This is a genomic window from Stutzerimonas stutzeri (genome assembly GCF_018138085.1).
Taxonomy (GTDB): Bacteria; Pseudomonadota; Gammaproteobacteria; order Pseudomonadales; family Pseudomonadaceae; genus Stutzerimonas; species Stutzerimonas stutzeri_AI.
Genome location: NZ_CP073105.1, coordinates 4,037,389 through 4,051,524 on the forward strand (window position 1 = coordinate 4,037,389; position 14,136 = coordinate 4,051,524).

Annotated in this window: 17 protein-coding genes and 1 riboswitch; of the genes, 7 read left to right on the forward strand and 10 right to left on the reverse strand. The window is 64.6% G+C overall.

Annotated elements, in window-relative coordinates; translation table 11 throughout:
• Nucleotides 1–6: 6 nt before the first annotated feature.
• A complete protein-coding gene (locus KCX70_RS18600; protein WP_212618407.1) occupies nucleotides 7–633 on the reverse strand; it encodes a cation transporter in 627 nt (208 codons plus the stop codon).
• A 102-nt stretch (nucleotides 634–735) separates the two neighbouring features.
• Between KCX70_RS18600 and cadR the strand changes: the two genes are divergently transcribed.
• The 7 genes from cadR to KCX70_RS18630 all read left to right on the forward strand — a co-directional run bounded on the left by cadR (nucleotide 736) and on the right by KCX70_RS18630 (nucleotide 7,702).
• Nucleotides 736–1,161 carry a Cd(II)/Pb(II)-responsive transcriptional regulator gene (gene cadR, locus KCX70_RS18605; RefSeq protein WP_021206716.1) on the forward strand — a complete coding sequence of 142 codons (426 nt, stop codon included), beginning with the start codon at nucleotides 736–738 and terminating at the stop codon, nucleotides 1,159–1,161.
• A 118-nt stretch (nucleotides 1,162–1,279) separates the two neighbouring features.
• Nucleotides 1,280–2,050 carry a sulfite exporter TauE/SafE family protein gene (locus KCX70_RS18610; RefSeq protein ID WP_212618408.1) on the forward strand — a complete coding sequence of 257 codons (771 nt, stop codon included), beginning with the start codon at nucleotides 1,280–1,282 and terminating at the stop codon, nucleotides 2,048–2,050.
• A 92-nt stretch (nucleotides 2,051–2,142) separates the two neighbouring features.
• The gene (locus KCX70_RS18615) at nucleotides 2,143–2,385 is read left to right on the forward strand and encodes an exodeoxyribonuclease VII small subunit (RefSeq protein WP_021206714.1); all 243 of its coding nucleotides are present in this window, start codon (nucleotides 2,143–2,145) and stop codon (nucleotides 2,383–2,385) included.
• Nucleotides 2,382–3,269 carry a polyprenyl synthetase family protein gene (locus tag KCX70_RS18620; protein ID WP_212618409.1) on the forward strand — a complete coding sequence of 296 codons (888 nt, stop codon included), beginning with the start codon at nucleotides 2,382–2,384 and terminating at the stop codon, nucleotides 3,267–3,269. The genes KCX70_RS18615 and KCX70_RS18620 overlap by 4 nt, the downstream gene beginning before the upstream one ends.
• A gap of 122 nt (nucleotides 3,270–3,391) precedes the next feature.
• Nucleotides 3,392–5,296: a 1-deoxy-D-xylulose-5-phosphate synthase gene (gene dxs / locus KCX70_RS18625; protein WP_212618410.1), complete on the forward strand. Its 1,905-nt coding sequence runs from the start codon at nucleotides 3,392–3,394 to the stop codon at nucleotides 5,294–5,296.
• 216 nt (nucleotides 5,297–5,512) lie between these two features.
• Nucleotides 5,513–5,728, forward strand: a riboswitch (cobalamin riboswitch).
• Entirely contained in the window at nucleotides 5,684–5,815 is a 132-nt protein-coding gene (locus KCX70_RS23535) for a hypothetical protein (RefSeq protein WP_423836254.1), read from the forward strand. Its footprint overlaps the riboswitch before it by 45 nt.
• Nucleotides 5,816–5,827: 12 nt before the next feature.
• On the forward strand, nucleotides 5,828–7,702 hold the full coding sequence (locus KCX70_RS18630; RefSeq protein ID WP_212618411.1) for a TonB-dependent receptor domain-containing protein: 1,875 nt from the start codon (nucleotides 5,828–5,830) through the stop codon (nucleotides 7,700–7,702).
• 15 nt (nucleotides 7,703–7,717) lie between these two features.
• Here KCX70_RS18630 and KCX70_RS18635 read toward each other — a convergent pair whose 3' ends face one another.
• From KCX70_RS18635 to ribBA, 9 genes are all read right to left on the reverse strand, one after another.
• The gene (locus tag KCX70_RS18635) at nucleotides 7,718–8,518 is read right to left on the reverse strand and encodes a cobalamin-binding protein (protein ID WP_212618412.1); all 801 of its coding nucleotides are present in this window, start codon (nucleotides 8,516–8,518) and stop codon (nucleotides 7,718–7,720) included.
• Nucleotides 8,518–8,937 carry a hypothetical protein gene (locus tag KCX70_RS18640; protein ID WP_212618413.1) on the reverse strand — a complete coding sequence of 140 codons (420 nt, stop codon included), beginning with the start codon at nucleotides 8,935–8,937 and terminating at the stop codon, nucleotides 8,518–8,520. Before KCX70_RS18640 ends, KCX70_RS18635 begins: the two co-directional genes overlap by 1 nt.
• Nucleotides 8,934–9,551 (reverse strand): GTP cyclohydrolase II, encoded by a 618-nt coding sequence (gene ribA, locus KCX70_RS18645; RefSeq protein ID WP_102853287.1) that lies wholly within the window; start codon nucleotides 9,549–9,551, stop codon nucleotides 8,934–8,936. Before ribA ends, KCX70_RS18640 begins: the two co-directional genes overlap by 4 nt.
• A 110-nt stretch (nucleotides 9,552–9,661) precedes the next feature.
• On the reverse strand, nucleotides 9,662–10,309 hold the full coding sequence (locus tag KCX70_RS18650) for a retropepsin-like aspartic protease family protein (protein ID WP_212618414.1): 648 nt from the start codon (nucleotides 10,307–10,309) through the stop codon (nucleotides 9,662–9,664).
• 95 nt (nucleotides 10,310–10,404) lie between these two features.
• On the reverse strand, nucleotides 10,405–10,905 hold the full coding sequence (locus tag KCX70_RS18655) for a phosphatidylglycerophosphatase A family protein (RefSeq protein ID WP_165788521.1): 501 nt from the start codon (nucleotides 10,903–10,905) through the stop codon (nucleotides 10,405–10,407).
• 39 nt (nucleotides 10,906–10,944) lie between these two features.
• On the reverse strand, nucleotides 10,945–11,901 hold the full coding sequence (thiL, locus tag KCX70_RS18660; RefSeq protein ID WP_212618415.1) for a thiamine-phosphate kinase: 957 nt from the start codon (nucleotides 11,899–11,901) through the stop codon (nucleotides 10,945–10,947).
• 14 nt (nucleotides 11,902–11,915) lie between these two features.
• On the reverse strand, nucleotides 11,916–12,401 hold the full coding sequence (nusB, locus tag KCX70_RS18665) for a transcription antitermination factor NusB (protein WP_021206704.1): 486 nt from the start codon (nucleotides 12,399–12,401) through the stop codon (nucleotides 11,916–11,918).
• Nucleotides 12,398–12,874 carry a 6,7-dimethyl-8-ribityllumazine synthase gene (gene ribE, locus KCX70_RS18670; RefSeq protein ID WP_019340068.1) on the reverse strand — a complete coding sequence of 159 codons (477 nt, stop codon included), beginning with the start codon at nucleotides 12,872–12,874 and terminating at the stop codon, nucleotides 12,398–12,400. The genes nusB and ribE overlap by 4 nt, the downstream gene beginning before the upstream one ends.
• 182 nt (nucleotides 12,875–13,056) lie before the next feature.
• Complete coding sequence (gene ribBA, locus KCX70_RS18675) at nucleotides 13,057–14,136, reverse strand: bifunctional 3,4-dihydroxy-2-butanone-4-phosphate synthase/GTP cyclohydrolase II (protein ID WP_212618416.1); 1,080 nt, start codon at nucleotides 14,134–14,136, stop codon at nucleotides 13,057–13,059.

Genomic DNA, 14,136 nt, shown 5'->3' on the forward strand with positions numbered 1-14,136 from the left:
CCGACGTCAGGCCTGATGCTGCAGCGTGCCCAGTTCCTGCCGTGCCTGGCGCACCACGGAGAAGCCGGCAGACAGTGCCAGGCCGGCCATGATCAGCGCCACGGCGAGGTCAGGCCAACCGGAACCGGTGCCGAAAACCCCAGCCGCGGCGATCATCACCGCGATGTTGCCCAGGGCGTCGTTGCGGCTGCATAGCCAGACCGAGCGCATGTTCGAGTCGCCTTCACGGAAGGCATAGAGCATCAGCGCCACGACGACGTTGGCGACCAGCGCCAGCGTGCCGATGACGCCCATGGTCAACGGCTCCGGCACCACGCCGGCATAGACGGCCCAGCTGGCTCGGGCCAACACGAACATCCCGAAGGCCAGCATCGACAGCCCTTTGATCAGCGCGGCGCGCGAGCGCCAGACCAGCCCCATGGACAGCACCACCAGGGTGATGCCGTAGTTGGCGGCGTCACCGGCGAAGTCGATGGCATCGGCCAGCAGCGAGACCGAGCCGGACCGCAGGCCACTGATAATTTCCACCACGAACATGACCAGATTGATCGCCAGCGCGATCCATAACGCCCGGCGAAAGCCCCGGCTTACCGCCGGTGTTGAGCAGCCCGAATCACAGCATCTCGACGACATGGGATTGCCTCCTGAACTATATTCGGAGCCATTGCACACCCTGGAGCAGCTCCAGGGTCAAGCCCGTTTTCTTTGGGCGGCCACAGTGAGAAGGAGACCAGGATGCGCATAGGCGAACTGAGCACCGCGGCCGGCGTGGACGTCGAGACCATTCGCTACTACGAAAAGATCGGGCTGATGCCCGCGCCGGAGCGCGGCGCCAATGGTTACCGCGCCTACTCCTCCAGGCAGCTCGAGCACCTGGTGTTCATTCGCCACTGCCGGGCGCTGGACATCGGGCTGGCCGACATTCGCCGGCTGCTGGAATTTTCCAACCAGCCGGACGCCAACTGCGGCGATATCAACCTGCTGATCGATGAGCAACTCGAGCGCGTCCGGACGCGGCTGGAGAGCCTCCACGCCCTGGAGCATCAGTTGCAGGCGCTGCGCAGCTGCTGCAGCGGCAACCGTGCGACACAGGGCTGCGGAATCCTCAACGAGCTCACCAGCACGCGGCTAGACGACACGCGGCAGCCCGCCGAGCCCTGACACCCCGCCGTAATGCGCCAGCCAGCCGTACCCGCTGGGCACGGCGCATTTGCTGGACGCGCTTGGCGAAGCCCAGCGGCTAGGGATAATCTGCGTCCTTTTGCCGCGAGCCCGTCCGATGCCCCTGTTCGACATGCTGTTGCTCATTGCTGCCGGTTTTGCCGCCGGTGGCATGAATGCCTTGGCTGGCGGTGGCACCTTCTTTTCGTTCCCGGCGCTGCTGGCCACCGGCCTGCCACCGGTCACGGCCAACGCGACCAACGCCGTGGCGCTCTGGCCCGCCAGCCTCGCGGGCGCCTGGGCGGCGCGCTCGGCACTACGTCCGCTGGGTCGCTATCTGCTTCCGCTGTTGCTGGCAGGGCTGCTGGGCGGCCTGATCGGCGGCCTGCTACTGCTCGCCAGCGGTGACGATGTGTTCAGCCTGCTGATTCCCTGGCTGCTGCTCGTCGCCACCGCCCTGTTCGCCGCCAGCCCCTGGCTGAGCCGCTGGCTGGCGGCGCGGCGCAAGGACGACAGCGCGATACCGCCACATGCGCCGGCATCGCTGGCGGCGCATGGCCTGGTGTCCATCTACGGCGGCTACTTCGGCGCAGGCATGGGCATCCTGCAGCTGGCGGCGTTCTCCATCGAAGGTCATCAGCTGGTTCGCGCCAACGCATTGAAGAACCTCATCTCCGCAGTTATCTACAGCGTCGCCACGGCCACCTTCATCATCGCCGGTCGGGTGAGCCTGTACGAACTGGCGATCCTGCTGATCGGCACCACCCTCGGCGGCTATGCCGGTGGCGCGCTGAGCAAGAAGCTGCCGGCCAGTTGGCTGCGCGTCTTCGTCATCGTGGTCGGCGCCAGCATGACGCTCTATTACTTCCAGCCCATATACTGGCGCTGAGCGGCGCTAGCCCGGACGGCTTATGGCTAATGCCTTCCAGCTCTGCTAGTGTCGCGCCCGTTTCAGAGCAGCCGCACAGAACAGGTTCCGCCATGGCCCGCAAGAAAGTCGCCCTCGATTTCGAACAATCCCTCGCCGAGTTGCAGCAACTGGTCGAGCGCCTGGAAAGTGGCGAGCTGTCGCTGGAGGATTCGCTGACCTGCTTCGAGCAGGGTATCGGCCTGACTCGCGACTGCCAGGCCGCACTCAGCCAGGCCGAACAGAAGGTGCAGATCCTGCTCGAGCGTGACGGCAAGCTGCAGGAAGCGCCCTTCGAGGTGGATCCCGACGCATGATTGGCGACTACCAGCAGCGTTGCCAGAAGCGCGTCGACCGCTGCCTCGATACGCTCTTCACCCCGCCCCGCCCGCAACTCGAACGCCTCTACCAGGCCATGCGCTACAGCGTCATGAATGGCGGCAAGCGCGTTCGCCCGCTGCTGGTCTACGCCGCCTGCGAGGCGCTCGAGGGCGACAGTGCTCAAGCCGATGGCGCGGCCTGCGCGGTCGAACTGATCCATGCCTATTCACTGGTGCACGACGATCTGCCGGCCATGGACGACGACGATCTGCGCCGCGGCCAGCCGACCACCCACAAGGCCTTCGACGAAGCCTGCGCGATCCTTGCCGGCGACGGCCTGCAAAGCCTCGCCTTCGAAGCGCTGGCCAGCGAGGCACTCAACCCTGCGGACCCGGCACTGCGCCTGGACATGCTTGTCAGTCTCGCGCGCGCCGCCGGTCCGGCCGGCATGGTTGGCGGGCAGGCCATCGACCTGGGCTCGGTAGGCGTGAAGCTCGACCGCAACGCGCTTGAGCTGATGCACCGGCACAAGACCGGCGCCCTGATCGAAGCCAGCGTGCGCCTCGGTGCCCTCGCCAGCGGGCGCGCCGAGGCCGACACGCTCGCCGCCCTGCAGTGCTATGCACAAGCCATCGGCCTGGCCTTCCAGGTACAGGACGACATCCTCGACGTGGAAAGCGACACCGCCACGCTGGGCAAGCATCAGGGTGCCGATATTGCCCGTGACAAGCCCACCTACCCGGCGTTGCTGGGCATGGACGCGGCCAAGGCCTACGCACTGGAGCTGCGCGATACGGCGCTTGAAGCCGTATCGCCCTTCGGCGAAGCCGCCCAACCGTTGCGCCAGTTGGCCCGCTTCATCGTCGAGCGCCGCAGCTGAATCCGGACCACCAGGTCAGCTCGCTTACCCGAACGAGGATGACCGTTGATGCCTGGATCATTCTTCTCGTAGTTACCATCAGGTAAACTGCGGCTCTTTTTTCAGCCAAAACGATTCGCCCGATGCCCAAGACGTTCCATGAGATTCCTCGGGTCCGCCCTGCGACGCCCGTTCTAGATCGCGCGGCCACTCCCGAGCAGCTGCGCCGGCTGGGCGAAGCGGAACTTGAAGAACTCGCCAACGAACTGCGGCAGGACCTGCTTTACAGCGTCGGCCGGACCGGTGGGCACTTCGGTGCCGGCCTCGGCGTGATCGAGCTGACCATCGCCCTGCATTACGTCTACGACACGCCGAAAGACCGGCTGGTGTGGGACGTGGGCCATCAGGCCTATCCGCACAAGATCCTCACCGGACGCCGCGAGCGCATGGCCAGCCTGCGCCAGAAGGACGGCCTCGCCGCCTTCCCGCGTCGCAGCGAGAGCGAATACGACACCTTTGGCGTCGGCCACTCCAGCACCTCGATCAGCGCTGCCCTGGGCATGGCCATCGCCGCGCGTCTGCAGGGCAAAAAGCGCAAATCCATCGCCGTGATCGGTGACGGCGCACTCACCGCCGGCATGGCGTTCGAGGCGCTGAACCACGCCCCCGAAGTCGGCGCCGACATGCTGGTGGTGCTCAACGATAACGACATGTCGATCTCGCGCAACGTCGGCGGCCTGTCCAACTACCTGGCCAAGATCCTTTCCAGTCGTACCTATTCGAGCATGCGCGAAGGCAGCAAGAAGGTCCTTTCGCGCCTGCCCGGCGCCTGGGAGATCGCCCGTCGCACCGAGGAATACGCCAAGGGCATGCTGGTTCCCGGCACCCTGTTCGAGGAGCTGGGCTGGAACTACATCGGCCCCATCGACGGCCACGACCTGCCGACCCTTATCGCCACGCTGCGCAACATGCGCGACCTGGCCGGCCCCCAATTCCTGCATGTGGTGACCAAGAAGGGCAAAGGCTTCGCCCCGGCTGAAGCCGACCCCATCACCTGGCATGCGATCAGCAAACTGGAGCCCGTCGGCGCGCCGGCCGCACCGAAGAAGCCCAGCGGCCCGAAGTACTCCAACGTGTTCGGCCAATGGCTGTGCGACATGGCCGCTGCCGACCCGCGCCTGACCGGCATCACGCCGGCGATGAAGGAAGGCTCTGACCTGATCGATTTCAGTGAGCGCTATCCGGACCGGTATTTCGACGTAGCCATCGCCGAGCAGCATGCGGTGACGCTGGCCGCCGGCATGGCCTGCGAAGGCGCCAAGCCGGTGGTGGCGATCTACTCGACATTCCTGCAACGTGCCTACGATCAACTGATCCATGACGTCGCGGTGCAGAACCTCGACGTGCTGTTCGCCATCGACCGTGCCGGCCTGGTCGGCGAAGACGGTCCGACCCATGCCGGCAGCTTCGACCTGTCTTATCTGCGCTGCATCCCCGGCATGCTGGTGATGACGCCAAGCGACGAGAACGAGATGCGCCGCATGCTCACCACCGGCTATCACTTCGAAGGCCCCGCGGCGGTGCGTTACCCGCGCGGCACGGGCCCGAATGCGACGCTCGAACCCGGGCTCGAGCCGCTGGAAATCGGCAAGGGCGTGGTGCGCCGCCAGGGCAGCGCCGCCGATGGTCAGCGGGTCGCCTTGCTGGTCTTCGGTGTGCAACTGGCCGAAGCGCTGCAAGTCGGTGAAGCGCTCGATGCCACCGTGGTCGACATGCGCTTCGTCAAGCCGCTGGATGAAGCACTGGTGCGCCAGATGGCAGACAGCCACGACCTGCTGGTGACCGTCGAGGAAAACAGCATCATGGGCGGGGCCGGCAGTGCCGTCGGCGAATTCCTCGCCGCTGAAAACCGCCAGGAGCCGATCCTTCACCTGGGCTTGCCGGATTACTACGTCGAGCACGCCAAGCCCGGCGAAATGCTGAAGGAGTGCGGCCTCGATGCCGCCGGTATCGAAGCGGCGATTCGCGCCAGACTGGCCCAGCTCTGACGGCGCTTGTCGCGGCGCAGATCTCCTTTCAGGCGCCGCGCTGGCATCCAAGCGTCGTACATAAGCGTCTCGATCAGTTGGCTGAGGTCGGGTGGCCCTCCTCGCCTCGCCAGCTCACACCCGACTGGACCACGGCGACCGTACTCCCGTCGCGCAGGCTGCGCTCGGCCATCAGTGCTTTGCTTGTAATTCTCAAGGGCAGCCCTTAAGGTTCCCGCGATTTCTTATCCGCCCGGTGTGCACGACCGCAAGGTCCGCATTAAACGGGAAGCCGGTGCGCTCGCAAGAGCAAGGCCGGCGCTGCCCCCGCAACGGTAATCTACCGTGATCCGCCGGATCACCGCCCCGCTCAACCGCCACTGTGCATCGCATGGGAAGGCGAGCCGGGTGCGCGTCGAAAGCCCGGAGACCGGCCTGGCGGATTCGACTGGTGTTGCGGAGGGCAGCACCGTCAAGCGCGGCTGGCTGTCTTTGTCCTCGCGCTTGTTCCTGCCCTCCTCAAAAGCGCTGTTCTTTTGAGGATTGATTCTGATGAAACTGACCCGTCTTGCCTTGGCTGTGGCGCTGCTGCCGGCCTCCCAGGCATTTGCCGATACGAACATGGATGACAGCTATCAGTTGCCGAACATGCTCGTCACCTCGGCGCGCCAAGCCGAACCGCGCGCGCAGGCCACTGCAGCCAACGCGGTATTCACCCGCGCCGACATTGAGCGTTTGCAGGCGCGGAGCCTGCCCGAGCTGCTTCGCCGAGTACCGGGCGTGCAGATCGGTAGCGCTGGTGGCCTGCCGTCACTGTCGCTGCGCGGTACCGGCACGGCGCAGACCTTGGTGTTGCTGGACGGCCAGCGAATCTCTTCGGCAACGAGTGGTTTCGCCCGCCTCGACTATCTGGCCATCGACAACATCGAGCGTGTCGAAGTCATTCGCGGCCCGCGCTCGTCGCTTTACGGCGCCGACGCCATTGGCGGCGTCATCCAGATTTTCACTCGCGGCGGTGAGCCGGGCCTGAACCCGGAAGTACGCCTGGCCGCGGGTAGCGACCACACCTACCAGCGCAGCCTGAATTTCTCTGGCGGTACCCAGCAAACCCGCTTCAACCTCGGAGCTAGCCTCGACGAGCGCGAGGGCTTCGATATCACCCGGGACGAGCGTGGCGCCGACCGCGACGACGACGGCCAGCGCACCAAAGCCCTGCACCTGAAGCTCGATCACCAGTTCGACGCCAGCTGGAAAGCTGGTCTGAGCCTTAACGATCAGCGCGGCGAGAACGAATACGACGACGCCAACGAATTCGCTCCGGGCCAACCCCAAGACGAGTTCCGGCTCAGCAGCTATAGCGGCTATCTGGACGGGCAGTTGAGCACAGTCTGGAACAGCCGGCTGGAGTTGGGGCGCAGTTTCGACCGAAACCGTGCGGTGGGCTCGGCCTTCAATGACGGCCTGCTGGAAACCACCCGTCACTCGGCCGCCTGGACCAACCGCCTGCGACTGAACGAAAACCATCAACTGAGCCTCGGCAGCGACTGGTACGAGGATCGCCTGGACGCCACCACGGCCTATCAGGAAGACAGCCGCAACAACCTGGCCTTCTTCGCCCAGCACAGCTATCAGGGCGACGACTTCGGCACGGAGCTGGGCCTGCGCCATGACGACAACGAGCAATTCGGCAGCCACAATAGCTGGAACGCAGCCTTCAGCCTGCCAACAGGCCAATCGCAGCGCTGGATACTCAGTTATGGTGAAGGCTTTCGCGCGCCGACGTTCACCGATCTCTACGCACCGCCGGCCTGGGGGCCCAATCCGGACCTGAAGCCGGAAACTTCGAAGACCTACGAGCTGCAATGGCGCGCCGATTTCAGCGGTACTCAACTCGAGGCGTCACTTTATCGCACCGATGTCGAAGACATGATCGCTTGGGGCGGTCGCCAGATGGAAAACGTAAACCACGCTCGCATCAACGGTTTCGAGACCAGCGTGGCCCGAGAGGTGCTGGGCTGGCAGACCCATCTCGGGCTGAGCATCATCGACCCTCGCGACCGGGACAGCGGTCGCGTGTTGCAACGCCGCGCCAAGCGCACGCTGAGCCTGGATCTGGATCGACAGTTCGGCGAATTTGGCGTTGGCGCGACCTGGCAGGCCTTTAGCCAACGCTTCGATGACGGCGGCTTCAATGCGAGCTTCCAATCCGAGCGAAGCACGATTCCGGGCTATGCGGTGCTCGACCTGCGCACCAACTGGCAAGCCAGTCCAGAACTACGTTGGGAAGCCAAGCTGGAAAACGTGCTAGACAAGGATTACCACCAGGCGCTGTACCAGCGCACCTTCGGCGACATGGATAGTGTCTACGGTTACCGCAATCAGGGCCGCACCGGACTGCTCGCGGTCATCTGGACGCCAGCGCTCTAACCGCGCGCAGCCATCTCAGGGAGTGGCCCGCCCCATCACCTCACAGAGCTTCCCGATCGCAGCCAGCATCTGGAAGCTCGGCCGCTCCAGCCCCTTGTCCGGCACTTCCCATAGCTGGCCCTTGTGCACCGCCGCCAGCTGCGGCCAGGCTTTCCATTCGGACAGCTGGGCGCCGCTGCCGGCGAGGATCACTTCGGGATTGCGCGACAGCACGGACTCGATGCTGACCTGAGGCGCGGGCAGTTGGAGATCCGCGAACACATTGCGACCGCCGCAGACTTCGATGGCCTCGCTGATGATCTGCCGACCGCCGAGGGTGTACAGCGGGCGATTCCAGATCTGATAGAACACCGTCAGCGGACGCTCGCGGTGGTAATGCCGACGCAGCCGATCCAGCCCCTGCTTGAACGCTCGTTCGAGCTCCCGCCCCTGCTCGCCCAGCCCAATCCGCTCGCCGATCAGCGCGAATTGCTCGGACAGCTGAGCCAGCGACCTCGGTTGTGCAACCAGCACCGGAATGCCGAACTGCGTCAGCTGTTCACGTTGCGCCTGGCTGATGCTGTCCGGCCAGAGCAATACCAGTGTCGGCTGCAACGCCAGAAGGCTTTCCATTTCCAGCTGACCGAGCCGTCCCACGGACGGCAAGCCAGCCAGCGCTTCCGGCCGCTCGCCGCCGTCGAGCACGCCGACCAGCAGATCGTCTGCATTCAGTTCCAGCATGATTTCGCTAAGCGAGGGCGCCAGGCTGACCACCCGCTCCGCCGCCGCCAGCAAAGGCGAGATCAATAGCGCGACGACCAGCAGCAGCGCACGCATCACTGCAGTTGGCGCGGAATGCGGTAGAGCAACAGCAGCACGAGGCTACCGGAGACCAGCAGCACCTGCGCGACAGGCTCGAGGCCCAGCGGCGCACCGAGTGCCGCAAGCCACGCCGGTAAAGCCGCGGTCCGCAAAGCCCGTAGCCGCACGGTGCGTAACGCCGCCCAAGAAGACGCTTCGGCAGCGGTGTCCAGGCCATTTTCAGTCGCGATCAACGCGTGCTTGTAGGCCGTGAAACGGGGCAGATTGAGAAACAGTGCGGCGAGCCCGACAAGGAATAACGGCAGGGCGAGCGGCTCACCGAAGCGGCCAGCCAGCTGGGGAAGCTGGCTGCTGACGAGCACGGGCGCGACGATGAACAGCAGGTAGTACCAGCCGTCGAGCTTCAACTGGCGACGGGCGGCCGTGCGGTTCACGACTGCTCGGCTTCACCCTGGTGAATTTCGCCGAGCATGTGGCCGAGCTTGCCGGCCTTTGTGGCGAGGTACTTGCGGTTGTGCGGGTTGTGCGCGATCTGCAGCGGCATGCGCTCGGCGACGCGGATACCGAAGCCTTGCAGGGCCTTCACCTTGCGCGGGTTGTTGGTCATCAGCTTGATCTCGGCGATGCCCAGGTGCTCTAGCATCGGCAGGCAGATCGCGTAGTCGCGCATATCCGGCGCGAAGCCGAGACGCTCGTTGGCCTCGACGGTATCGGCGCCGCCGTCCTGCAACTCATAGGCGCGGATCTTGTTCAGCAGACCGATACCGCGGCCTTCCTGGCGCAGATAGAGCAATGCGCCACGGCCTTCTTCGGCAATCGCGCGCAGTGCGGCCTCCAGCTGAAAACCGCAATCGCAGCGCAAGCTGAACAGGGCGTCACCGGTCAAGCACTCGGAATGCAGACGACCCAATACGGGCTTGCCGTCGGCAACATCGCCCAGCGTCAGTACGACATGTTCCTTGCCAGTGTCCTGATCGAGAAAACCATGCATGGTGAACACACCGAACGGCGTCGGCAGTTTGGAAGCGGCGACGAACACGACAGACACCGGAGAAACTCCAGAAGGCAGAAAAGCGGATATTGTAACAGCAGTCCCGCGACAAGCTGTATCGGAAGATGTCGCGCAGTGCCGCCAATCCATGCCGCGAACGGGCGGGTCTAGAACTTCGATTCCAGTTTCAGGACGCCCTGCTCCTCGCGCCAGCTGACGCGGCTGAGAAAGCTCATGCCAAGCAGCGCATCGGTAGGTGAGCCGCCTTCCACCACGACGGCTTCGACCCCGAGCACGTCGATCGCGCCGACTTTCACGCTATTGAGACTGACGCGCCAGGCCTTGGCTGTACCGCTTGCGGTGCTGACGACCATTTGCCGGCCATCGACCCGATAGTCGATGCCGAGGCGACGAGCCTGGATTTCGTTGATCGCGACCGACGTGGCGCCGGTATCGACAAGAAACTGCACAGGCTGCCCGTTGATGGAACCCGCTATCCAGTAGTGGCCGCCCTGCCCCTGGGCAATGCTTAGCTGCCGGCGCTCGGGCTCGGCAAAACCCGCGCTGAGCTCCCGGGAAAGCCCATAATTTCGCTCGACGCCATCCACCCGAAGCACCGCGCCTTTCGTGTCGGCACTGATCACTTCGACGCCTCCGGGGCCCGTCTGACCGACCCGTACCAGCTTGCGCTGACCATCGACATTCAACACGGCAGCACCGGGAAACAGGCCGACCACTTGCACACGCGGGGACGCCAGGGCGGTGAACGCCAGGATCGACAGGGTCGTGGCGAATAACAAGGCAACGGGGCGCATCAGCGGCGGCTCCTTAGCTCAGGGCGGATCGCATTTTTTCACGAGCCCCTGGATGTTGCAGCGATCCGGCGCACAGCACGAACCGACAAGACGGGTCAGCCGAGCAATCGCACCGCGATATGCATGACGCCGCAGGCGGCGACGCCGGCGAGGATGTCATCGAGCATGATGCCCAGGCCACCGTGAACATGCCGATCGACCCAGCTGATCGGCCACGGTTTGAGAATATCCAGCAGGCGGAACACGACGAATCCGAGCAGCAACCAATACCAGCCCGCCGGCACCAACCAGAAGGTGATCCAGATACCGGCGAACTCGTCCCAGACAATGCCCTCATGATCGTGCACGCCAAGATCCTGAGCGACCTTGCCGCACAGCCAGATGCCGAACAGCATGCTGGCGAGAATCAACGCGCCGTAGCCCCAGCCAGGCAGCAGCTGCCACAGCGGCACGAATGCCAGCGCCACCAGCGAGCCCCAGGTGCCGGGCGCCTTGGGCAATGTGCCGGAGCCGAAACCGAACGCAAGGTTGTGCCAGGGATTGCTCCAGACTGAATGCGGAATCGGTTCGGCGCCAGGCTGCAGGGAATCGGTCAAGCGGTGTTCCTCTTGTTCTTGGCGAGCGAAACGCGCCGCTCAGTTGCGGAAATGGTTATAACCCAGGTCACCGGTGGTCACGGCGTTGCCGCTCGCGTCGACCAGCTCGACCCCCTCGCCTGCGACGGCCCGGCCGATCACGTGAATCGGCCAGCCTTCTTCGAGCAGCTCTGACAGGTGCTCGGCAGGCAGCGTGAATGCCAGCAGATAGTCATCACCACCCGCCAGGGCGCACTGCAGCGCGCCTTCACCGGCGAAAGCCCGTAGCGCATCCGACAATGGCAGCCGAGCTTGCTCGATTTGCAGCGAGACGCCCGAGGCGCAGGCGATATGCCCGCAGTCAGCCAGCAGCCCATCGGATATATCCAGCGCCGCCGTGGCCCTGCCACGCAATGCCTGGCCGAGGGAGAGCTGCGGCTGTAGCGTCCAGTAGCGACGCAGCAGCGCCGCCCCTTCAGGCGAATCGCCCGGCCGCTCACCGAGCACAATCGGTAATGCACCGGCCGCATCGCCCAGCGCACCGCCCACACAAAGCAGGTCACCGGGTTGCGCGCCGCTGCGCAACAACGCCGCACCGGTCGGTACGTGGCCGAAGACCGTCAGCGTCATGCTCAACGGGCCGCGCGTGGTATCACCGCCGATCAGGCGCATGTCGCAGCCGGCCGCCATTGCATCGAGGCCACGAGCGAACTCGGCCAGCCAATCGGCGTCGACGCATGGAATGGTCAGCGCCAGGGTAAAACCGATGGGCGTCGCGCCCATCCCGGCGAGATCGCTGGTCGAGACGGCCAACGCACGCTGGCCAAGCAGATAGGGATCGCAAGGATCGGGGAAATGCACGCCGGCGACCAGCGTGTCTGTCGATATCGTCAGCTGCTCCCCGGCAGGAACGGATAGCAAGGCGCAATCATCGCCGATGCCCAACACGACTTCGCCGCCAGCCCTGGCACAAGCGGCGGCGGCGAAGTAGTGGCGGATCAGCTCGAACTCACCCATCAGGCAGACCAGGCTCAGCGCTTGTGCGCGCCGACCTCGGCACTGCGCAGGCTAGGTGCCAGCTTGTCGAGCACGCCGTTGACGAACTTGTGCCCGTCGGTGGCGCCGAACACCTTGGCCAGCTCGATACCTTCGTTGATCACCACCCGGTACGGTACGTCGATGCGGTGCATCAGCTCGTAGGTGGACAGGCGCAGCACGGCCAGTTCCACCGGGTCGAGTTCTTCGAGCGGACGATCGAGATGCGGCACGATGGCGCCGTCGACTTCGGTCTTGGCGCGAGCCACGCCGGTCAGCAGCTCATGGAAATAGCTGCCGTCGACCCCGGAAAAATCGTTGTCGACGCGAAACTGCGCCTCGATTTCGTTGAGGCTCTGGCCCGCCATGTGCCACTGATACAGCGCCTGCATCGCAAGGCTGCGCGCGACACGGCGCGTCGCGATCTTGCCCTTGGCCTTTGGCTGCGGGGCGTCCTGACTGTCGTCGTGATTAAGGCTCACTTGGCCTCCAGCTGCGCCAGCAGACTCACCATTTCCAGTGCGGAGAGTGCAGCTTCGGCGCCCTTGTTACCGGCTTTGGTGCCGGAGCGCTCGATGGCCTGTTCGATGGAGTCGACGGTCAATACGCCGAAGGCGACCGGTACGCCGAATTCCATGGATACCTGCGATAGGCCCTTGGTGCATTCGCCAGCTACGTATTCGAAATGCGGAGTGCCACCACGGATGACCGCGCCGAGGGCGATGATCGCGTCGTACTCGCCCTGCTGAGCGACTTTCTGCGCCACCAGCGGGATCTCGAAAGCACCCGGGGCACGGATGATGGTGATGGCGTCTTCCGCGATGCCGTGGCGCACCAGCGCATCGACGGCGCCGCTCACCAGGCTCTCGACAACGAAGCTGTTGAAGCGGCCAACGACAAGGGCGAACTTGCCCTGCGGGGCGATGAAGGTACCTTCGATGGTCTTCAGTGTCATGGAAACAATCTCATTTAGCGTTAAAGAGCTAGTGGGCTTTCAGGCAGCCCGGTGGAGCAGCGCGTAGCGAGCGCAGGACAGACAAGGCGAAAACAGGCGAGGCGGCGGAGTTTACTGTTGTAAATGAGCAAGCCGAGCCTGTTTTCAACGCAGTATGTCCAAGCGCAGTAGCGCGGCAGCCCTCACTCAGCGGGCAGGTATTCTACAACTTCCAGGTCAAAGCCGGATATCGCATTGAACTTCATCGGCGAACTCATCAGGCGCATCTTGCGCACACCGAGGTCGCGGAGAATCTGCGAACCGGCGCCTACCGTGCTGTAGGTCGCCGGGCTCGGCGAATGCTGGCGATTGAGCTGGGCCAGTAACTGCGGCCCGGTCAGCGGGTTGCCCAGCAGCAGCACCACGCCACTGCCGGCCTTGGCCACTTCGCTCATCGCCGCACGCAGGCTCCAGCGCCCCGGCACGGTGACCATCAGCAGGTCACGCAACGGCTCCATGTTGTGCACGCGCACCAGGGTCGGGTTTTCCGGCGATATCTCACCGCGAGTGAGCGCCATGTGCACGGTGTCTTCGACTTCGTCGCGGTAGGTCACCAGGGTGAACTGGCCCAGCTCGGTGTCCAGCGGCTGCTCGGAAACCCGCTCGACCGTGCGCTCGTGGATCATCCTGTAGTGGATCAGGTCGGCGATGGTGCCGATCTTCAACCCGTGCTGTTCGGCAAAGAGTTCGAGTTCGGGACGGCGCGCCATGGTGCCGTCATCGTTCATGATTTCGCAGATCACCCCGGACGGCTCGAAACCGGCCATGCGCGCCAGGTCGCAGGCCGCCTCGGTGTGACCGGCACGCGCCAGAACGCCGCCAGGCTGGGCCATCAGCGGGAAGATATGACCGGGGCTGACGATGTCTTCGGCTACTGCATTCCTGGCCACGGCAGCCTGCACGGTGCGCGCGCGGTCGGCCGCGGAGATGCCGGTGGTGACACCTTCGGCCGCCTCGATGGATACGGTGAACTTAGTGCCGAAGCCGGAGCCGTTGCGCGGCGCCATCAGTGGCAGCTGCAGGGTTTCGCAGCGCTCGCGGGTCATCGGCATGCAGATCAGGCCACGGGCGAAACGGGCCATGAAGTTGATGTGCTCGGCGGTCACGCATTCGGAGGCGACGATGATGTCGCCCTCGTTTTCGCGATCCTCGTCATCCATGAGGATGACCATCTTGCCGGCGCGGATGTCTTCGATCAGTTCTTCAGCGGTGTTCAGGGCCAT